Raw genomic sequence first — 21,474 nt, 5'->3', positions numbered from 1 at the left:
AAAAAATCCCCCTTCATATATTCTTATATCTAGTATATGAAGAAGGATTTATTTTGATATGAATAGTTACTAGATTTTTCTTACAATGCTACCTGAAATCGGATAAGAATAGTCTACTCCGTCTACTACCTTTATTATTGCTAGTATTGGAAAAACTACAGTTGCTATTCCAACTACTAATAATAAAGGTATTCCTATAAGAACAATAACTAGTAATCCAGAGATGATACTAGCTGCAATCATCATAATTTGAAAACCTAAAGCCTCTTTTGCTTGCATCTTTACAAAATCATCGTTTGAAACTAAAAAAGCTATTATTGGAGCTAATATTGGTATCGCAATAAATATACCAAGATGAGCTAAAGCACATAACAATTTTTGTTCAGTAGTTAGCATTCCATTATACCCTCCTTTAATGATTTTATTATATTACAATATTATGCTAATTAAAAGAAAAATAGTTAGATATCTATAAGGAAAGTAGGAATACTCAATTAATTACTTGTTAAATCAATATTTTCTTTACATATTCAGAGGTTAACGTACTTAAAATTCCTCCATAATTTAACCTAAAGAATACTTTTTCTCCAACTCTGTAATTATTTAAGCAATCTGTTACATCAATAATCAAGTGATCACTGCTACCGCCAAGAATAATGATATTATCATCTTCAGGGAATATGTTATCTATGCTTATGTCTTGTTTGCCAATAGCACAAATAGCTCTTTTCCTTATTCCTCTATCCTGGAAAACAGGCTTATTTCCAAAGGCATCCATGCCTATATCTCCAATAGGTAAAGATGGTTTCTCTTTCATTTCTATAATCTCTACTACTAATCTAAAACAATCTTCATATGTATCTTCAATTTTATTTCCATAAGCGGTTTCCCTACCTAAAACTATGGATTCTCCTAATCTAAGTTGATTTATTCCTTGAGGGATACCCTCTTTTTCTTCAAGAAGATATAAGCTACTTGAATTCCCACCAGAAACTATTTCAAGTTTTATACCAAGTTTGTTTTCAATGTTTTCTTTAATCCTTACTAGTCTATATAAATTTTCTTGATTCGGTATTACTCCACCGTAACATGTAAGATTAGTTCCTATGCCAATTAATTTTATGCCTTCTAACTTCAAAATTTCCTCTATACTTTGAAAGATCTCATTTTCATCAAAAATACCTTCTCTTAAATCTCCTAAGTCAATCATTAATATAATTTTATGTAGTAGGTCTTTTTCTATTGCTTTTTTTGAAAGCTCTTTTATAGTGTCTAGCTCAGAATTTAAGGATATATCTGCAAATTCTACTACTTCTTCAGCTTGGCTTATCATTGGAAGCCTGAGTAATAGTTTTGGAGCATCTATTGATTGCATACGCTTTAAGTTTTCAACTCTAGAGTCTGCAAGAATTGAAGCTCCAGACTCTACTAAAACTTTTGCTATTTCTGGTATTCCACAAAATACTTTAGTTACTACAGCTACATTAATACCATTATTATTACATAAAGTTATTAGTTTTTTTGCATTATGTCTTATTTTATTTAAGGATATCTCTACTCTTGGATACATTTTGTTCTCCTTTCTGTTAATGCTACTACACTAATGGCCACCCTACATTGGATTAATAGAGAACTAGCCTCTACTCAATTCCTAGACTATTTTTCATGAGTCTTATTGCAGCTTCTGGATATTTTTCTGATAGCACTCCTAATGATGCCATAATATAATTGTTGTCAACTAATATTTTTACATCTTTATTGGGCAATAGTTCATTGCCTTTATTATTCAAAGGTATACGCTTCATAATTTCTATTCTATTTGGTAATCTAGTTAGAGCTCCCCCTGTACCAACTACATATTTAACATTAGATAAATCCTTCCCCTCTGCAATTGTTTTCTTACCACTAGGTCCGTATAAATCTCTAAGTCTTCCAGCGTGTCTCTTCACTGCTGTTATTACAGCTTCAAATGTCAATTCTTCAATAAAACTTTTTTCAATATCTGAAATAGGAATAGGTTTATGGTTTTCAACTAAATTTTTAAGCTTTTCCGAATCAATATTAAGTCTACTAGCCAAGTTGTTTAATCCTATTCTTTCAACTATGTTATTTAAATTGACATATACCCCAAGATCTCCCTCTACCGTTCTTTTAGAAATTGGTTCAGGACTTACCAATATTCTATTTATTTCATCACTACCTTCTGTGACAGAGTGTACATCAGTTGTAGCGCCACCAACGTCTAAAACAAGAACATCCCCAATTTCTTCTTTTAGCAATTTTGCAGCTAGCATAACTGCTCCTGGTGTTGGAATAATTGGTCCCTTTACCATTTCTCTTACTTTCCCCATTCCTGGCGCATAAATAATGTGCTCTTCAAATACTTCTTGAATTATTTTTCTAGTTGGTTCAATATTCAGTTGGTCTATTTTAGGATAAACATTTTCAGTTATATATAGCTTCATTTTAGTGTCTTTAAATATTTCCCTAATTTCTTCTTGATTCTCTTTGTTTCCTGCATATATTATAGGAATATCAAGATTTAACCCTCTAATTAGTTCAGCATTATAAAGAGCAGTTTCTCGTTCACCATAATCTACTCCTCCAGCTATTAAAATAATATTCGGCTTAATTTCTTTAAGTTTATTTATATCAGATCTTCTCATTTTTCCTGCAGTTATTATATGAAGGTTTGCACCTGCACCTAAAGCTGCTTCCTTTGCCGCTCTTACCGTCATGTCATATACCAAACCATGAACGGTCATCTTTAATCCCCCTGCAGCACTACTAGTAGACATTAGTTCATCGTATTCTAGGTTATCTACGCTTAATCTTTCACTTAAGTCCTTAATAGCTGCCCTAAGGCCTATATTTACGTCTCCTTCCCTCACACTTGTAGGTGCTTGACCCTGCCCTATAAATATAGGGCAGTTGTCAAATATCTCATCAAAAGCATTTACTACTGTTGTTGTACTTCCTATTTCTGCAACTAAGACATTAATTTTCATTCAGCATTTCCCTTCTTTTTTTAACAAGAAAAGTAGCTACATGAACTCCTTTGGTCCCCCTACCAAATCCTGCATCTACACCTTGTTCTATAGCTAATTCATTAGATACTTGTGTTCCTCCACAAGCTAAAATAATTCTATCTCTAATTCCCTTCTCAACACAAAGCTCATGGATACGTCTCATATTCTTATAATGTATATCATCATGACTAATTATAGTTGAAGCAAGTATTGCATCAGCATTTAACTCTATAGCAGCATCTATTAGCTTATCAACTGGTACTGAAGTGCCAAGATAATGACACTCTATGCCATAGCCTTCTATCCCACCATGCTTAATATCAATAATTTCTCTCAACCCTACAGAATGCTCATCTTCCCCAACTGTCCCTGCAACTATTTTCATTGGAAGAGCCTCTATTTCTTCTCTTATTTCATCGTCTGACATAATCTCTGGTTTAGGTGGAATTACAAGTGTACTAGTGTCTATTGTAAATGGTACTTTTCCCTTTAGTTCAATCCGAGTACCTTCTGCTGCCTGCATTATTTCTTTATGAATGACTTCTACATCCTCAAGACCTAATTTCCTTCCTATTTCAATAGCAGCAAACTCTGCAGTTCTCTCTTCAGTTGGAATAAAAAGTGTTATTTGTATTATTCCATCGCCCTGCCATTCCATTTCTGGCTTAATTTTTGTACTTTCTCTAAGTTCTTTTGTCTCTTTCATTCTGACATTTACGTTGTCAGTTTCATCTAATTCATCAATATAAATTATCTTATCTGGATTTTCAAAAGTACATCCTCCAATAAGATTTGATGGATTATCTACGGCATTTCTATCATATTGTTCAATATTATTATAGCCAAAATGAGCTGTGACTGGAGCCATATAATCATCTTCTCTTTCGTATACAGTTCCTACGCCAATACCACCATCAATCTTTCTAACAATACCGTCTCCATTTCTTTCAGGGTAATATCCTGAGTCTACAAAAAATCCTTCTTCTACAGCTCTAAAATATCCACCTACTTCTAGCATTTCTTCCATAAACAATATAGCTCTTTCTTTTAATTCTCTAACCTTATCTGCTAACTCTCCTTTATCTCTTTTAATTTCAACCATTTCTGTAAGTCCATCCATACCTATTAAGGCTTGTTTTGCAGTATTAGTTCCTTCAATATTGTAAATATGCCATGGAACATTTCTTCCCTCATCAGGAGTTATGGTAGATTGAATATCTGCTCTTGTAAGCTTAGAAATCAGCAAATTAAGAGTATGGGTTACAGTAGCTTCTCTAGTTGAAGAACCCATATACTTAGTATTCTGTTGAGCTCTCATTTTATAATCCTTAAATAATTCTCTTAGTGCAACTGCATACGGTAAGTCTATTCTCATACAAGGTGCCGGTGGCGCTGTTGGCGGTACAGTAGAAAGACATATGTTTTCTTTTTTCATTCCTGCTTTTACAGAATACATCGAGTTTATAGCATGCTGCACCATTAGTTCTGGCATTACCTTCCATGCCTCTCTTGCAGTTGCATTTGCATTATGAGCGCCATCAATTTGAGCCATATCTGCCCACGTCATAACTTTCTTAGCTACTGCTGCATCTACAAACGATCTAATCATATTAATATTTCTATATAGTACATTATATTGTGGGTCTTGGTGCGCTCCATTTACTCCTTCTTCAGCAAACATAACGGCTATTTCAGGACCTGCCACTCCACTTACGTAAGAGTGATAATTTATTGGTCTTCCCACTTCATCTTCAATTAAATCTAAAGCCTTTCTTTGCGCTCTAACCTGTTTTCTAGTTATAGGTATACCACCTATACCCTGAGGTGTTCCTTCTATTAAACCGTCAAAGTGGCTTTGCCCTGCAGTTCTTATAACCATCAAATGATCTGCCCCATGCCATGCAGCCATCCTCATTCTTCTGATATCATCTTCAAATCTACCTGAAGCAATTTCTGTTGTAATAACTGAATCCGGCTGTGGATCAATATCATCAAAATAATGCGCTGATGGTAAAGGCTGACCTTGCTCTAAGTTTTCAGATGTGTCATAGTATTGGAATTTTCCTATATCTCTTTTCTGTCCTATTCCATCTCTCCAATGCCATCCTCTTCTTCTAGGTCTATAATTTTCAAGATTTTCTAATATATTTGTTATGTTTAGTTTTTCATTAGGCTTTAACTTCATTAATTATCACCTCCTGCAAATATCTTCATAACTTCATCCCACATCTGTCCTTCTACTAGTTTTAATCCTGCCTCTCTAATACTCATATCATAATCCTTAGACAATCTATATACTAAATGGCCAGCACCCTTACCTAATAAACCTCTGTCGATAGCTCCTTCAACAATAGAAGTAGCTTCTAGACTTGAAAAACCCATTCTTAGCAAAACTGATCTTTCTATTGAAGGGCTTGTTTGTTTATAAGCTAATTCCACTAATGGGTCAACTATTTTTTCTGCTAGTTCCCAAAACCTTGCTTCCAATTGATCTTCTGTTAAGTTTATTAAATGCTGTCTTCTAGTTTCAAAATCATCTTTTCTTTTCATCCTTGCACCTCCAAATTATAAAATAATCTTAGATTCTAATATTCAGACATAAATTCTAAGCTAATTACAAAGATACTTTCCGTGAAAATTTTTGCAACAATCATTACAAGCTTATACCTAGCTCTTTTAATATACTTATAACAAACTCTAGATTTGATTTGCTATCCTCAGCTAAAAATTCGATATCTTCTTTTGAAAGTGAATTTACATTCATTATTTCTATACTATTTTTAATATAGGATTTTCTAAGTTTGTTTAAATCAATATCCTTTGCCTTAATTAGGCCTGGATGCTCTGGTAATATTATGTTTTTTCCAGGAATTTCTTCATCAGGATTACCTATAATAATTTGGATATCATTTTCTCTTGCAAATGTAAGCTGAGGTTGTATATGTTTTCCTGCTCCAGTGTACTCTGTTTCTTGTACTAATACTATCTGGTCTTGATCTAACTCTTGAGCAATTGAAAATGCAGCTGCTAAGGATGTATTACCTGCAGGTCCCCTTTCTATACCTTCTATCTGTGCTAAAGCTTCAGTAATATAAAATACTTCTCCTTGATTTACAGTAACATACCTATCCATATATCTAAGCGGTCTACCAGCTGATCTAGGCACATCTGAACGATCTGGCCAAGTAGTAAAAGGTATTCCAAAACCAGTGTGTCCAGTAGTAAATGATTTTCTATTAAATTGTTTATCACTAGCCATATGAAGCCCCTTTAAGTTTACACTTGCACCAACAATTTGAGTATTTAACGCTCCTGCCTTTATAAGTCCTCTAGCAGTGCCTGTTAGATTTCCACCACCTGCATTTGTTGCAACTACTACATCTGGATCTTTTCCCTCTTTTTCCCTTAACTGCACAGCTATCTCATATCCTAATGTTTCTACCCCAGCAATTCCAAATGGAGTATATAAAGAAGCATTGAAGTACCCTGTATCTTCTAACATTCTTAAAAAAGTATAGAAAAGCTCAGGTCCTACAGATAATTGAGCTACTTCAGCTCCTAGTGCTTCACACTTTCTCGCTTTTTCAATTATTTCAGGCTGTCCTATACCTCTTGAATCATAACACTCTTGAACAATAATACATTTGAGTCCTCTCATAGCAGCTTGACTAGCCACTCCTGCTCCATAATTACCGCTTGTAGCAGCTATTACACCTTTGTAGCCAAGCTTTTTCGCATGATAGACACTCACTGCAGCTCTTCTAGCTTTAAAACTACCAGATGGATTAGCAGCTTCATCTTTTATAAATATTCTTGCCCCTTTCCCCTTTGGAGCTAACTGTCTTGCAAGTTTAGTAAGATTTTTAAGTTCTAGAATAGGAGTGTTCCCTACACCTGTCTCTCTTTGAATTTTTTGCATCTCTTCTAATGTATATCCTGTCTCTCTCATCATTCTTTCATAGTCAAATGCTATTCCACCAGTTTCAAATTCATCGTAATCTATGCCTATAGCCTGTTTCATAATCTCCTTTTTTCTTGCCATGACTCCATCGTAGCTTATATCTTTATTCATTTTTTTCACCACCTTTGAGAATATCTCTTAGTTGTCTACCTATAAATAATAGCTCTGGCATACATTTCCCAAAATCATGTCTAAAGTAAGGATTAACTTCTATAAGCTTTCCAGAGATTTTTCTTCCAATATAAGTCTCTACAGTTACTGTATCTCCAACTTTAGCTTCATCGTTAATAAGAAACCCTTTGTTCCACATTTCAAGTGGAACTCTTCTAGTATCTTCAGGAACCTGTGATGCTCTTTCATCAGGAGTTAGTATAATATTGTGTATTCTTACCCAATCACCTTTTTTTGCATATTCCACTTTTTTCACCCTACCTTTTTATTAAATCTCTCATGTCTCCCATTATTGCTCTAGGCACAGGTAAATCTATCATTGTTTTTAAGCCTGAGTCTGCATTTATAACATGAGGAATCATATTAACACACATGGCAATAGTACCTAATCCACCTTCTACTTCTGGCTTTATAGCCATATTTACTTCTGGCGTACCTTTTATTGTTATGTAGTCTCCAGTATAAGTACCTTCTGTTTCTGGCTCTATTTGCTGTGGATGTATCATATCTATCTTAACTTCTCCATTTACATATCCTTGACCTGTCATATTAACACCTGCTACATCTCCAGCCTTAGCAAATCCAAAAGGGGATTTTCTATCGACGCTAGTCACTATAGGCTTCATTTGTTGTTCAATTTTTTCTACTTTCCATCCTATTGCATTAGCAATCATTTGTATTGATTCTGGAAAACCAACATGTCCAGCCAAAGTACCATCTTCTACCCCTTTTTCAAATGCTTCAACAGTTAATCCAACACCTTGTTCCTCCATTACTGCAGGACCAAATGGTGATAAGCTATTTACTCTTTTTGCTTCTATATGCTCTACGTCAATCATACATCCTGTTAAACATACTACTAATAAATCCATTATTAATCCTGGGTTTATTCCAGTACCTAGTACAGTAACACCGTTTTCCTTTGCTATTTTATCAAGCTCTTTCGCTAGTTCTGGGCTTTGAGCATAAGGATAAGACATTTCCTCTGCTGTTGATATGACATTAACTTTCTTTTCTAGTGCATATTTTAATTTAGGAAATGCATTTTTAGTAAAGGAATCAGTGGCACATAGGCAAATATCACAGCTTTTTTCAGTTAAAACATCTTCAATATTACCTTTAATAATTACCTCTGGTCTGCCTTCTCTTTCAGCACCTAATACTTCATAAATGCTTTTACCTATTTTGCTTGGACTCATGTCACAAACACCGACAATTTCGACTCCTTTTTTCTTCAATAACATCTTTGCCATACCACTTCCCATTGCTCCAAAACCCCAAATTACTACCTTTACCATTTCCATAAAACCCACCTCCAAAATATTTTTGACATTAAATATATTCAAACAACTCTTATTGCAATATCCCTGCCAAAACGAACAAAAATAAGCAAATAACAAAACTGTATATTATCTACATTCTAGCCAACAAATATCATGAAAATTATGATGATATAATCAAAAATAAAATAACCGCAAAACTATTTGCGGTTATATGCAAATATATTTGCGGTTATAGTGGGATTCTATGTTTTTTTATTTTATGTTGAAGGGTTTGCCTTTTTACACCTAAGATTCTTGCAGCCTCAGAAATGTTATAACCTGATTCGTTAAGGGATTCTTGAATTAATCTTCTTTCCACTGTATCAATAATATCTGGCAGTGGATTACGTGAATGTATAACATCGTTATAATTAGGCTCATTTTCCATAAAATTAGGTGTAAATCCATAAAAATGTTCTAGCTTAAGTACATGCTCATCTTTAGAAATCAGATTCATAGCACCTTCAATTAAGTTTTCTAATTCCCTTACGTTCCCTGGCCAAGAATGTTTCATAAAAGCTAGCATCATGTCTTGTGATATCACCCAAACATCTCTATTTAAAACTTCATTATAACGTTTAATAAAATGTGCACATAATAGTTTAATATCATCTCTTCTTTCCCTTAGTGGAGGAACCTTTATTGAAATTACATTAAGCCTATAATATAGGTCTTTCCTTAGAGTTCCCTTATTCATTGACTCCACAGGTTCTTCATTAGTAGTAGCAATTATTCTAACATCAATAGGAATATCCTTTAATCCCCCTACTCTTCTTATATAGCCTTCTTGCAGTACTCTAAGAAGCTTTGCTTGCAATGATAAACCCATTGAATTTATTTCATCTAATAGAATTGTTCCCCCGTTTGCCTGTTCAAATAAACCTGGTCTATCTAATGCGCCTGTAAAACCTCCTCTGACCGTTCCAAATAAAATTCCTTCTAATAGGGATTCAGGCAATGCAGCACAGTTTTGTCCAATAAAGGGCTTATTTCTTCGACTTCCATCATAATGTATACTCTGCGCAAAAAGCTCCTTCCCAGAGCCAGTTTCTCCATAAATTAGGACACTAGAGGATGAATCCTTTGCTTTTCTAGCTATGTCTACAGATCTTATAAAACTTTCATTGTGACCTATTAAATCTTCAAAATTATACTTATTACCTATAATAGAAATTTCTTTTTCTTTCTCTCCGATAAGCTCCATCTGTAAATCTACTAGCTGCTCTGAAAGTTTTTGAATATTAGTCACATTTCTTGCAATTTCCAATGCTCCTAAAATGGTTTTATCTTTTTTTATGGGAATAGTTGTATTTACTGTAGTTATTTTTTCACCCTTATAATTTAAATATGTTTGGGTTCTATCAAAGATTTTTTGTCCAGTATTAACTACACTTAGTAAAGTGCTTGTATGCTCATTCAAACTAGGGAATATTTCTAGTAATTGTCTATTTATTACTTTTTCTTTTTCAATTCCCTCTAACTTAGCCATTGCCTCATTATATAATATAGTTTTACCATCTGAATCTATGACATGGATTCCTACATCTATATGATGCAAAATTTTTTGCAGTAAAAGTTTTTCAAACTCATGAGATCTCATACAATCATTCCTTTTTTCTTTGCTAGATTAAACAAGCTGTATTAAAGCAGCCATCCTACCAGTTCTACCATTTTCCTTTCTATAAGAAAAAAACTTTTCATTATAACAACTAGTACATAACCCGCTTACTGTAATATTTCTACTTAATATTCCATTTTCCTCTAATATATTTTGGTTTGCTTTCCATAAATCTAGTTTCCATACATCTGTTGACTCTTTCAAAAGCACTTCTTCTATTGAGGATAGGTTTGTGTGAAATTTATCATATACATCTTTTCTAACTGGATAACAACAAGAGCCAATAGATGGTCCTATCCCAACTAAAATGTCCTCTGGATTTGAGCAGAAAACTTTTTGCATTGTCTTTACCATTTTCTCTCCTATTCTTGCTACAGTTCCTTTCCATCCTGCATGGGCAACTCCGATTACTTTTTTTGTTTTGTCAAGAAAAAACAATGGAACACAATCAGCATAAAATGTTAATAGCATAAGGTCATTTACATTTGTTAAAAGTCCATCTACTTTGCTATAATCCATAGATTTAGTTAATCCTTTTCCTGCGTCCTCTTCTGTAACAATTCTTATAACCGTATCGTGTACTTGGTCTGATAAAACCATTTTTTCCATAGATACATTAAACGCATTCGAAACGCGCTCAAAATTTTTCATAATATTTTCTTTATCGTCTTCTGTCTTTAAGCCTAGATTCAATGTATTAAAGGGTTTAGGGCTTAGACCTCCAAATCTTGTTGTAAATCCGTGTTTTACAAGACCAGTTTGTTCAAAGCTAGGAATTATATAATACTGTAATCTATTTACTTCTCTTAGTTCAAAGCCTATATTTTCATTCAAGTTACCACCTCTTCTACTTTTTATACACATAGTAGCATGAAGCATAATAAAAAAACTAAGCGAACATTTGCAGGATATGACTATAATTCTTAGCGAACGTAAATTAAAAATCCGTTAAGTATCTTGCATGTTTGAGCGAAGCGAGTTTGCAAGATATAGGATTTTTAATTGGAGTGAGCTATAGAATTATTCATATCCGAAACCGAGAGCGTGTATTTCTATTATGCTTCCCTTATTCGAATATTCTAAAAGGACTCATAAGAGTCCTATTTTTCATCTAGTAATTTTTTTAGTTCATCCATAAATGTATTTATATCCTTAAATTGCCTATATACAGAGGCGAACCTGACATATGCAACTTCATCAATATTTTTTAACCTATTCATAACCATTTCTCCAATTAGCCCAGTAGTTATTTCTCTTTCCATAGAATTAAATAATGCTTTTTCTATTTCATCAACCATCTCTTCTATAAGTTTCATGGAAACTGGTCTCTTTTCACAAGCTCTGATTATACCATTCAGAAGTTTATTTCTATTGTATGATTGTCTATTACCGTCTTTTTTTATTACTACAAGGGGTATATCCTCAATCTTTTCATAAGTTGTAAACCGCTTACTGCATTTTATACACTCTCTTCTTCTACGAATAGCTTGTCCTTCATCTGTAGGTCTAGAATCAATTACCTTGGATTCATAATAATCACAGTAGGGGCATCTCATTTGTCTTCCTCCCTTTATGCCTAAGTCTTAATCAAATTATATTACATCTTTTATTTAATGTCCATATGTAGGCAATTATCATTCTCAAATAATAAATTACTGTAATGTAAAATAATCCTACTTTCTATCTTCCCTTCTGTCTTCACCTCCATAGTATAAGTAATCTTCAGTATTTAAATTAAGATCTACTAATATAACATCTGAACCTATTCTAATAATATTTTGCCATTTAATAACATAATCTTGATTTTTTCCAAAAAGGCCTAATATTCTTCCTGGTCCAGGGAGTACAATAGCTTCAACTATTCCTTTTTCCAAATTTACGTCTAAATCAGATATGTATCCGATTCTAGTTCCATCCTTTACATTTATTACTTCCTTCTCGCGCAAGTCAGTAGCCTTTACCATTGCTTCACCTTCTTTTCAAAGTTCTATATTATATATATAATACGAACATATAGTAATATTCCTAATATTTATTCTTTAAGGCAATGGTAAAGGTAAAATTACTCTATATTAACTTTCTCATGTGTTTCAGTGCTGTTTTTTCTAATCTTGACACTTGAGCCTGTGATATCCCAATTTCCTCTGCAACCTCCATCTGAGTCTTTCCTTCATAAAATCTCAAATTAAGAATTAACTTTTCTCTATCATTAAGCTTTCTAAGTGCCTCTCTAAGTGCTATGCCCTCTAGCCAAGTTTCATCTTCACTTTTTTCATCACTAACCTGATCCATAACGTAAATTGCATCTCCACTGTCATGATATATAGGCTCGAATAAAGAGATAGGATCTTGAATTGCATCTAATGCAAAAACTACTTCTTCTTTAGGTAGTCCCAAGGCTTCAGCTATCTCAGATATAGTTGGCTCTTTTGAGTTTTTGTTTACCAAATGATCTCTTGCCTGCAATGCCTTATAAGCAATATCTCTTAGTGAACGACTAACCCTTATTGAATTATTGTCTCGTAAATATCTTCTTATTTCTCCAATAATCATAGGAACAGCATATGTAGAAAATCGAACGTTTTGTGATAAATCAAAATTATCTATAGCTTTAATTAAACCTATACAGCCTACTTGGAACAAATCATCAACATGTTCTCCTCTTTTACTAAATCTTTGAATAACGCTTAATACTAATCTAAGATTCCCTTTTACAAACTCTTCTCTTGCACTCATATCTCCTGCATGTATTCTATCAAACAATGCTCTCATTTCTTTATTGGTAAGTACTGGCAGTTCAGAGGTATTTACTCCGCATATTTCCACTTTATTTATATGCATTTAAGTAATTCATTCCTTTCATGATGTTTTGCCCCTTTTCATTAAAAATTATTGCCTTTTTGTAACCTTATTATTCAGTGATTAATGTAAATAGATTAAGTTAACAAAAAAAAATCAGACCCTTTATAGAACTAAATTTATTCGAAGAAATATTAATTAATAGTACTATTTCACACTTATTTTGGATACAAAACATATCATCAGGTAGCGAAATGAAGCAACAAAAGTTAATTAGAGTCTCAAGCAAAAACGGAGCGTATAAATCCGCTCCTTACAAAATTGTTTTATATATTATTTCATATCATTTTATTAATCTCTTTTTTAAGCCTTTTAATGATCCTTTTTTCTAATCTTGATATGTAAGATTGGGAAATACCTAGTAAATCAGCTACTTCTTTTTGTGTTTTCTCCTCTCCGTTCTTTAACCCAAATCTAAGCTCCATTATTTTCTTTTCACGAACTGATAATTTGCATATTGCTTGATTTAATAAATCTTTATCTATTTCTTCTTCTAAATATTTAAATATTATATCATTATCTGTCCCTAAAATATCTGATAATAACAATTCATTTCCGTCCCAATCAATATTTAAAGGCTCATCAAAGGATATTTCTGTTTTAGCTCTACTATTTCTTCTAAGATACATTAGAATCTCATTTTCAATACACTTTGAAGCATATGTTGCGAGTTTAATTTTTTTATCTGGTTTGAAGGTGTTAACTGCTTTAATCAAACCTATTGTTCCTATTGAAACCAAGTCCTCTACTCCTATGCCTGTATTCTCAAATTTTCTTGCTATATAAACAACAAGTCTTAAATTCCTCTCAATCAATACAGTCTTTATAGTTTCATCCTCATTAAGCTTAGAAACAAGGTAGTTTTCTTCGTCTGGTGTTAATGGTGGTGGAAGTACCTCACTCCCACCAATATAAAATATCTCTGACTCGTCATATAGTTTTAGCTTTTTTAATATCTTTATGTAATATATCCTTATTAGCATTTTGAATTTATTTATTATTTTTCTCATTTAGACTACCTCCTTTTCAGTAAACATTTCGGGATGAAGTAAAGCAGCATAATTATTATCATTTGAAAGATTATTATTATAAATTCCTACAATAATATCACAAAAAGATTTATCTTCATCATCCTTAACTATAACATTGTCTGGCTTAAAGCCTATTAACATTCCATTCTCTCTTCCTAATGACTTGAATGGAATTAGCCTAAATTTCATATTAGAAACATTCTCAATCATAATTGCTGAAATAGCTTCAAGGTCGTTCTCCTTATATTTTTCAAAAATACTTTGTACCTGTTCAGGCAATAAGTCTTTTATGGCAGAAAATTGAACAATAATCACCGGTGTCTGGGTTACAGGATCTCTTAAAAGATTTCCTGTATCAAGTAGGCCTATTACTTCTACTTTTTTATTATTTAAACCAACTATAATAGGCATATAAATCTTATTCTTTGTCAAAATTGATTGTACATATCCCCATACTATTTTGATTAATATATATGAAATAAATACAGCAAGCACTAGTACTTTCACGGGAAAATCTCTTATATAGAATATACCATTGCCTGCATAAGCTTCTACATCTGCTAAATAAAATAATGCTAATGAAGCACCAGCAAAAATGAAAGCCATTACATAAAAAGTTGCTATAAGCCTAATGAATTTTCTAATTTTAACAGGATTAAATGCAACTATAACGATAAGAATAGAAATAGAAATTTTAATAATAAATTTAGTCATGAATTTTAAAGAGGGAAAGAATATTACTAATGCATAAATAGCTCCAATAAAAGAAGCCAATAATACTCTGATATTATTTGCTTCTGTTTTAGTAAATTTTCCTGTTAAGTACAATAATATATAATTAATAGCCATGTTTTCTAATAAAAGATACTCAGCATATATGTACAAATCCTTGCCCCCTTTTTTGTACATCCATATTCTAATAAACCTTTATTCACCTACCTTCATTTTTATGTCTATTATAATACAAGAAACATTAGAATTATGTCACATGCTGAAGTCGAAAAAAAACCCTTTCTATAAAATAGAAAGGGTTATTTATCTCTTCTCCTTAAAAAAGTTGGAATATCTAAATCATCAGTATCAAATGATTTTGTTTCAGATATATTTTTATCTTTAATTTTGTCATTGGGAACAGTTAGTGACGGCTTGTCTATAGGTTTTTCCTGCTTGACATTGTCAAATCCTGTAGCAATTACAGTTATCTTTATCTCATCTTTTAGATTTTCATCTAGTCCTGCACCAAATATTATGTTTGCATCAGGGTCTACTGATTGTCTAATTAGGTCCGCTGCTTCATTAACCTCAAAAATACCTAGATTTGGACCACCTGTTATGTTTAACAACACTCCCTTTGCTCCTTCAATTGAAGTCTCAAGTAATGGACTATGTATTGCCTGTTTAGCAGCTTCAGTTGCCCTATTTTCACCACTTGCTTTCCCAATTCCCATATGTGCAAGTCCTTGATTTAACATAATGGTTTTGACATCAGCAAAGTCTAAATTAATTAGAGCAGGTACAGCTATTAAATCTGATATACCTTGAATACCCTGTCTTAAAACATCATCGGCTATGCAAAAAGCTTCAACAATAGAAGTTTTTCTTTCTACCACTTGTAATAATCTATCATTTGGTATAGTAACTAATGTATCAACTCTTTTTTTAAGCTCTTCAATTCCTTTTTCTGCATGCATCATTCTTTTTCTTCCTTCGAACATAAAAGGCTTAGTTACAACTCCAACAGTTAAAATACCAAGTTCCTTAGCTACTTCTGCAACTATAGGTGCAGCTCCAGTACCGGTTCCTCCTCCCATACCAGCAGTAATAAATACCATATCAGCACCTTTTAACACTTCTAGTATTTCATTTCTACTTTCCTCGGCAGCTTTCATCCCAACTTCTGGATTGGCCCCTGCTCCAAGGCCTCTTGTCAGCTTTTCTCCTATTTGAACTTTAGTCTCTGATTTAGAAGAATGAAGGGCTTGTCTGTCAGTATTTATGGTAATAAATTCTATTCCCTTTACTTGACTATCTATCATTCTATTTACAGCGTTATTTCCTCCACCGCCAACTCCAATGACTTTAATATGTGCAAATTGTTCTACATCTACTTCAAAATCGAACACTTTATAACCCCCTTATTTAATACTAAAAATAGTCATTCCAAAGTTTTTTTACAAAGGTTATCACTTTATTACTTTCCTTATTTTTGCTTTTGCTTCTTGTTTTTTTCTTTTCAACATTATTATATTCTATATAATAATTAAATTTCCTCTTTAATGAATAATTTATCATACCTACTGAAGCTGAAAATGTTGGATCCTTTACTCCTAATCCATTAGGTTGTCCTATACGCATAGGTAAGCCAAATAATAGCTTTATAATCTCTTTTATACCTCTTAGATAGCTCACTCCTCCCCCAGTTACTACTATGCCTGTTAATATTTCCTTCTTTAGTCCTACATTAATAAGTTCCTTGTTAATAATTTCTAATATTTCACATACTCTTGCTTCAATAATTTCAGCTAATTGGGTTTCAGAAATATTAACTTTATCATTAATCCCAATAGGACTTATCTGAAATGTATTTTCACTTTTTGCTAGGCCTGTATAAGCTAGCCCAAATTTTTTCTTTAAATCTTCGCTATCATTAGATGTAAGCTTAAACCCTATAGAAATATCATTAGTAATATGGTTACCTGCAACAGGAATAAGCCCCGAGTGCATGAGTCTGCCATCTTTAAACACTGAAAAATCGGTAGTCCCTGCTCCAATGTCAATAAGAAGTACTCCAAGTTCCATTTCATCCTTAGTCAAAACAGATTGCGCTGTAGCCAAAGGCTCCATAATAATCCCTAATACTTCAAGTCCAGCCTTATTTATACTCTTAACTAAGTTTTGAATTGTAGTTAGTGATGCAGTAATAATATCCACATCAGCTTCAAGCCTAACTCCAAACATGCCCGTAGGATCTTTAATTTCATCGTATCCATCTACTATATATTGTTCTGGAACTATATCAATGATCTGTCTATCAGGGGAAATAGAGATTATAGTAGCTGAATTTAACACTCTCTTAATATCTTCTGTCCCAATTTCTCTATTTTCATTTGAAACTGCTATTATGCCTTTGTTATTAATAACGCTTGCATAGCCACCAGGAATATTAACAAAAACTTGATCAATTTCAACATCTGCCATATTTTCAGCTTGTTCTACAGATTCACAGATAGCTCTAGATGTTGATTCAATATCTACAACAACGCCTTTCCTAATACCCTCGCAATAAGTTCTTCCAATTCCTAAAATCTGAATCTTACCAAACTTATCAATCTCACTAATAATAGTGCATATTTTCGATGTACCTATATCAATAGATGCGATATAGTCACCCATTATTTTTCCCCCTCATATAAAAACAAATAGTATTATATATAAGTTCAATATATCTACTTTTTTTCCTCTTTTTTTGCTAAAAATGATAAAGTTTGATACTTATTATCTAGTCTATTTCTTTTTTCCTAAATAATAATCTCCTTATAATTGCAAAGTTTTGGAATAGTCTACCTCCAAAGGCAAAAATTGCTGCATAGTAGAGAGGTACTCCTAATCTATCTCCAACATATGCTAAAAATGCTGCTAGTATTGCATTACCAAAAAAACCAGATATAAATATTTCCGTATTGAATGTTTTCTCAAGTGTTGCTCTTAAACCCCCAAAAACTGAGTCAAGACATGCTAGTATAGCCACTGAAACGTATAATGAGTAACTAGCCGAATAAGTTATAGGTAGATATATACCTATTAAAACTCCAATTATAATTCCTATTAACGCTAATATAACCATAATTATTCACCTTCTTTTTTTGGTTTTGCATATTTAAATTCTTGATCTGCCCAGTAATATTTAGGCACTTTAACATTGTCCTTCATAACTGTTTCTACTCTAAGTTTGTAAACTTCCCTCATAGCCCAGCCGTGGGAATTTGGTGCATTGATAGCTGCATATAACAATTTAGGATCTCCTATTGCTTTTATAACAAAAGGAGGTGCAGAACTCCTGCTATTAACTCTAATTGTAGGTCCACCACATTTAATCTCTGATCTTGACATAACCCTTTGGCCATTAATACTTATGGCCTCTGCTCCAGCTTTTCTTAAATCATTTAGGATATTTTGGATATCCGCATCATGTATAACGTCATCATCTATTCCAAAACCTACAATTTCTTCATCTTGATTATCATTTAATATTACCCATATTCCTGGACCTTGAACATCTTCCATTCCTGCAATTAGTTTTAACTCACTTATCTCATCGATTAAAAATTCAGAAATATCTGCCTCGTCATCATTAATTACACTTTCAAGTTTTACTAATTCTTTCTTTCTTTTTTCTGATGACTCTTTAATGTCTTCAATTTCTTTACGAATATTGTTTATGTCATTTTTCATAATTTGTATAGATCTTAATGAAACTAAATCATAATCATCTATATTCTGCTTCATCTGAAAAGACAATAGCACTCCTAGAAAAACAGAAAGGATTATGAGCCATGCCATTCCTCCATTTTTTTTCTCGCTCATTATCTAACCCCTCCAAAGCCTAATTTGATATTTCTTCTACTGGTTTAGCATATCTAAACTCTTTTATTTTTCTATATTTTGGAATAACTATATTTGGTTCCTGTTTTATGTGTATTTCTAAATTAAGAAGGTTTTCCATACGCCAAATGAGTCCATGCTTGATACGAAGTGAATTTTCAAGGTCATCTGCCTTCCCAATCGCTTTTATTACAAAAGGAGGACCAAAAGATGTACCGTTTATTTCAAGGTGGCCAGCAGCAGGGACTATTTCAGTAAAGCTAGTATATCTCTGATCATTAATAGATATTGCTTCTGCATCTGTAGCATTAATGACACTGATTACTTGGAGAAGAAAATCATAATTGTCTACAATAATACTGGAATCATCACCATATACAAGTTCTGCTGGAGGTTCATTGATTTCAATAACAATTCCAGGACCTTGAACATCTTCATATCCAGCTAAAATCCTATATTTTTCAATATCTTTGTATAAATTTTCTAAATATACATCTTTCTCTGCTTCCCCTTTTTCGTATTGCTTTAGTTTAGATTCCAGATTATCTAATTCATTTCTCATGCTATCTCTTTCATCTTGAAGTTTTTTATAATCAATAGCCAACTGTTGAGTCCTTTGAGTAGATATAACTCCTGAACCTACAGTATTTTCAACTGTTTTAAACTGAATAGCTAAAATTGCCCCTAACACAATACAGACTAAAATGATAGCTACTTTACTTTTAGTATCTTTCATTGTCCCACTCCTAATTCTTATCTTTAATTATGATTGCATTATTACCTTTATCTAAATGAATTCCTTTATAGCTTTGGTTTTTACTTTTTAATTCTTCTAATATAGACATAAGAAATTTCAATTTATATTTTACATCATCTAAGGTGCCAAATGCAACCTCTGCTCCATTGTCTAAATAAATAGTAAGTTTACCATTTTCGTCAATACTAACAGTGTCAAAGGAAACTGATAATCCTAAATTTATACTATCATCAATAAATTCCAGCATTTTTTCATAAGTTTCTTCATTATTAAAATCTATTTTATTGCCTATTTCTGGCTTAATTATTTCTATTCCATTTATCTCCATAATTGTTTCATCGTTTTTTTCAGAAAGAATATTGAGAATAATACCCTCTTCGTCAATGTATACATATGAGCCAATATAGGTAAAAATAGCAACTTCTTTTCTCTCATCAATATTAATAACTATCTTATTTGGTAATCTTCTTCTTAGTTTAACATTTTTTGCATAAGGATGTAACATAATGTTCTCTTTTGCCATTTTCAAGTTTATTTTAAATATATTCTCGTCTATCATTATACCTGAAGCAAGTATTAACTTTTCATCAGTAATTTTACTATTCCCATTAACTTCTATGCTTGAAATATGAAAAAAGCTTGTCTTTGTATAGAGAATAAGAAAAACTGAAGTCAGCAATAAAATAATAATAAAAATAAGTCTACTTTTCTTCTTTTTAATTTTTCTATCTATTTTGTTATTTCTGCTCATGTTATTCCTCCGATGGAGCTTGTCCTCTAGGCTTTAAGCAGCATATGCTGCCTAAATCTTCTTAATATCTGCATTTAAAGCAAGTAATGCTTTTTCTAGACCATCATAACCTCTTTCTATATGAAAAGTATCTTCTATAATTGAAGTTCCATTAGCTGCTAAAGCTGCTAAAACTAAAGCTGCCCCTCCTCTTAAATCTTTTGATGTCACTTTAGCCCCTGTAAGTTCTTTTACCCCTTTAACTATAGCAACTTTCCCTGCAATCTTTATATTTGCACCCATTCTAACAAGTTCCTCAACATGCTTAAATCTATTTTCAAAAATAGTTTCAGTAATAATACTTGTTCCATTTGCAATACTAAGTAGAGCAATTATTTGCGCCTGCATATCTGTTGGAAAGCCTGGGTAAGGCAATGTTTGAACTGTTTCTATAGCATTAGGCCTTTTAGGTCCAATTATTTTCAAAGTAGTACAATTATTATATATCATACATCCAGTTTCTTTTAGTTTTGCAATTATAGATTGTATATGCTCTACCTCTATATTTTTTAATATAACTTCTCCGCCAGTTATTGCAGAAGCAACCATATAAGTACCTGCAACAATTCTATCTGGTATAATAGTATGCTCCACGCTAGTAAAACTGTCTACTCCATCTATTCTAATTACACTTGTTCCAGCACCATGTATTCTAGCGCCCATTCCATTGAGGAAATTCTGAAGATCAATTATTTCAGGCTCACGGGCAGCATTTCTAATTATTGTAGTACCTTCAGCTTTTACGGCTGCAAGCATAATATTCTCTGTAGCACCTACACTTGGAAAATCCAATTGTATATCACAACCTCTTAGCTTTTCGGCCTTACAGAAAAGAAAACCATGTGATTCTTCAATAGTAGCACCTAACTGTCTAAGCGCTTTTAAATGCAAGTCAATAGGTCTAGGTCCAATTTCACATCCTCCAGGATAACTTACTTCTACTTCTCCACATCGTGTTAACATGGCTCCCATTAATATAATTGAAGAGCGCATTTCTCTAACAAGCTCTTCTGGTATCTTAATCTTAGAAATATTTCTTGAGTCAACAAAAATTACATTGTCTACTCTATTGACCTTGCATCCTATAGATACTAAAATCTGTTCCATAATCTCTACATCTCTTAGATTTGGAGTATTGAAAATTGTGCTTGTATTATTATTTATAACTGTAGCTGCTAATATAGGTAGCACTGCATTCTTAGCTCCAATTACTGGTACCTCACCAACTAGTCTTCTGCCACCTTCTATGACATACTTACTCATTCTTACACCTCCAGAATATGCTCCAAACTATATGTAAAAAAACAGTATATAATTATCTTATGCATATTCAT

The 21,474-nt window shown here is 32.6% G+C and carries 22 protein-coding genes; all 22 read right to left on the bottom strand.

Annotated features, from left to right (window positions below; all coding sequences use genetic code 11):
• Positions 1–69: 69 nt before the first annotated feature.
• The 22 genes from ABV008_RS03865 to murA all read right to left on the bottom strand — a co-directional run bounded on the left by ABV008_RS03865 (position 70) and on the right by murA (position 21,403).
• Positions 70–396 carry a DUF4870 domain-containing protein gene (locus ABV008_RS03865; RefSeq protein WP_352418500.1) on the bottom strand — a complete coding sequence of 109 codons (327 nt, stop codon included), beginning with the start codon at positions 394–396 and terminating at the stop codon, positions 70–72.
• A 109-nt stretch (positions 397–505) separates the two neighbouring features.
• Positions 506–1,570: an ornithine racemase Orr gene (orr, locus tag ABV008_RS03860; protein ID WP_352418499.1), complete on the bottom strand. Its 1,065-nt coding sequence runs from the start codon at positions 1,568–1,570 to the stop codon at positions 506–508.
• A 70-nt stretch (positions 1,571–1,640) separates the two neighbouring features.
• Positions 1,641–3,008: a GlmL-related ornithine degradation protein gene (locus tag ABV008_RS03855; protein WP_352418498.1), complete on the bottom strand. Its 1,368-nt coding sequence runs from the start codon at positions 3,006–3,008 to the stop codon at positions 1,641–1,643.
• The gene (gene oraE / locus ABV008_RS03850) at positions 2,998–5,214 is read right to left on the bottom strand and encodes a D-ornithine 4,5-aminomutase subunit OraE (protein ID WP_352418497.1); all 2,217 of its coding nucleotides are present in this window, start codon (positions 5,212–5,214) and stop codon (positions 2,998–3,000) included. Before oraE ends, ABV008_RS03855 begins: the two co-directional genes overlap by 11 nt.
• Positions 5,214–5,579 carry an ornithine aminomutase subunit alpha gene (locus ABV008_RS03845; RefSeq protein ID WP_352418496.1) on the bottom strand — a complete coding sequence of 122 codons (366 nt, stop codon included), beginning with the start codon at positions 5,577–5,579 and terminating at the stop codon, positions 5,214–5,216. Before ABV008_RS03845 ends, oraE begins: the two co-directional genes overlap by 1 nt.
• 103 nt (positions 5,580–5,682) lie before the next feature.
• Positions 5,683–7,101 (bottom strand): 2-amino-4-oxopentanoate thiolase subunit OrtB, encoded by a 1,419-nt coding sequence (gene ortB, locus ABV008_RS03840; protein WP_352418495.1) that lies wholly within the window; start codon positions 7,099–7,101, stop codon positions 5,683–5,685.
• A complete protein-coding gene (gene ortA / locus ABV008_RS03835) occupies positions 7,094–7,408 on the bottom strand; it encodes a 2-amino-4-oxopentanoate thiolase subunit OrtA (protein WP_352418494.1) in 315 nt (104 codons plus the stop codon). The genes ortB and ortA overlap by 8 nt, the downstream gene beginning before the upstream one ends.
• Before the next feature lie 10 nt (positions 7,409–7,418).
• Positions 7,419–8,465 carry a 2,4-diaminopentanoate dehydrogenase gene (ord, locus tag ABV008_RS03830; RefSeq protein WP_352418493.1) on the bottom strand — a complete coding sequence of 349 codons (1,047 nt, stop codon included), beginning with the start codon at positions 8,463–8,465 and terminating at the stop codon, positions 7,419–7,421.
• Between the two features lie 208 nt (positions 8,466–8,673).
• Complete coding sequence (locus ABV008_RS03825) at positions 8,674–10,083, bottom strand: sigma-54 interaction domain-containing protein (protein ID WP_352418492.1); 1,410 nt, start codon at positions 10,081–10,083, stop codon at positions 8,674–8,676.
• Positions 10,084–10,110: 27 nt separating this feature from the next.
• Entirely contained in the window at positions 10,111–10,935 is an 825-nt protein-coding gene (gene pgeF / locus ABV008_RS03820; RefSeq protein ID WP_352418491.1) for a peptidoglycan editing factor PgeF, read from the bottom strand.
• A gap of 266 nt (positions 10,936–11,201) precedes the next feature.
• A complete protein-coding gene (nrdR, locus tag ABV008_RS03815) occupies positions 11,202–11,657 on the bottom strand; it encodes a transcriptional regulator NrdR (RefSeq protein ID WP_352418490.1) in 456 nt (151 codons plus the stop codon).
• A 117-nt stretch (positions 11,658–11,774) separates the two neighbouring features.
• Positions 11,775–12,065 carry a YlmC/YmxH family sporulation protein gene (locus ABV008_RS03810; RefSeq protein WP_352418489.1) on the bottom strand — a complete coding sequence of 97 codons (291 nt, stop codon included), beginning with the start codon at positions 12,063–12,065 and terminating at the stop codon, positions 11,775–11,777.
• A 103-nt stretch (positions 12,066–12,168) separates the two neighbouring features.
• Positions 12,169–12,942 (bottom strand): RNA polymerase sporulation sigma factor SigG, encoded by a 774-nt coding sequence (sigG, locus tag ABV008_RS03805; protein WP_352418488.1) that lies wholly within the window; start codon positions 12,940–12,942, stop codon positions 12,169–12,171.
• Positions 12,943–13,238: 296 nt separating this feature from the next.
• Positions 13,239–13,970 (bottom strand): RNA polymerase sporulation sigma factor SigE, encoded by a 732-nt coding sequence (gene sigE / locus ABV008_RS03800; RefSeq protein WP_352418487.1) that lies wholly within the window; start codon positions 13,968–13,970, stop codon positions 13,239–13,241.
• Positions 13,971–14,900 carry a sigma-E processing peptidase SpoIIGA gene (spoIIGA, locus tag ABV008_RS03795; RefSeq protein WP_352418486.1) on the bottom strand — a complete coding sequence of 310 codons (930 nt, stop codon included), beginning with the start codon at positions 14,898–14,900 and terminating at the stop codon, positions 13,971–13,973.
• Positions 14,901–15,022: 122 nt separating this feature from the next.
• Entirely contained in the window at positions 15,023–16,114 is a 1,092-nt protein-coding gene (gene ftsZ, locus ABV008_RS03790; protein WP_352418485.1) for a cell division protein FtsZ, read from the bottom strand.
• Positions 16,115–16,136: 22 nt separating this feature from the next.
• A complete protein-coding gene (gene ftsA / locus ABV008_RS03785) occupies positions 16,137–17,384 on the bottom strand; it encodes a cell division protein FtsA (protein WP_352418484.1) in 1,248 nt (415 codons plus the stop codon).
• Positions 17,385–17,490: 106 nt separating this feature from the next.
• Positions 17,491–17,829: a small basic family protein gene (locus ABV008_RS03780; RefSeq protein WP_352418556.1), complete on the bottom strand. Its 339-nt coding sequence runs from the start codon at positions 17,827–17,829 to the stop codon at positions 17,491–17,493.
• An 8-nt stretch (positions 17,830–17,837) separates the two neighbouring features.
• Positions 17,838–18,575: a DUF881 domain-containing protein gene (locus ABV008_RS03775; protein WP_352418483.1), complete on the bottom strand. Its 738-nt coding sequence runs from the start codon at positions 18,573–18,575 to the stop codon at positions 17,838–17,840.
• Between the two features lie 19 nt (positions 18,576–18,594).
• A complete protein-coding gene (locus ABV008_RS03770) occupies positions 18,595–19,329 on the bottom strand; it encodes a DUF881 domain-containing protein (protein ID WP_352418482.1) in 735 nt (244 codons plus the stop codon).
• Between the two features lie 10 nt (positions 19,330–19,339).
• Entirely contained in the window at positions 19,340–20,101 is a 762-nt protein-coding gene (locus ABV008_RS03765) for a cell division protein FtsQ/DivIB (protein ID WP_352418481.1), read from the bottom strand.
• A 51-nt stretch (positions 20,102–20,152) separates the two neighbouring features.
• On the bottom strand, positions 20,153–21,403 hold the full coding sequence (murA, locus tag ABV008_RS03760) for a UDP-N-acetylglucosamine 1-carboxyvinyltransferase (protein WP_352418480.1): 1,251 nt from the start codon (positions 21,401–21,403) through the stop codon (positions 20,153–20,155).
• Positions 21,404–21,474: the final 71 nt, after the last annotated feature.

Origin of the sequence: Proteiniborus sp. (assembly GCF_040308045.1) — a bacterium.
Classification (GTDB): domain Bacteria; phylum Bacillota; class Clostridia; order Tissierellales; family Proteiniboraceae; genus Proteiniborus.
Note: the sequence above shows the minus strand (reverse complement) of the source record. Positions and strands in the feature narration are given on the sequence as shown.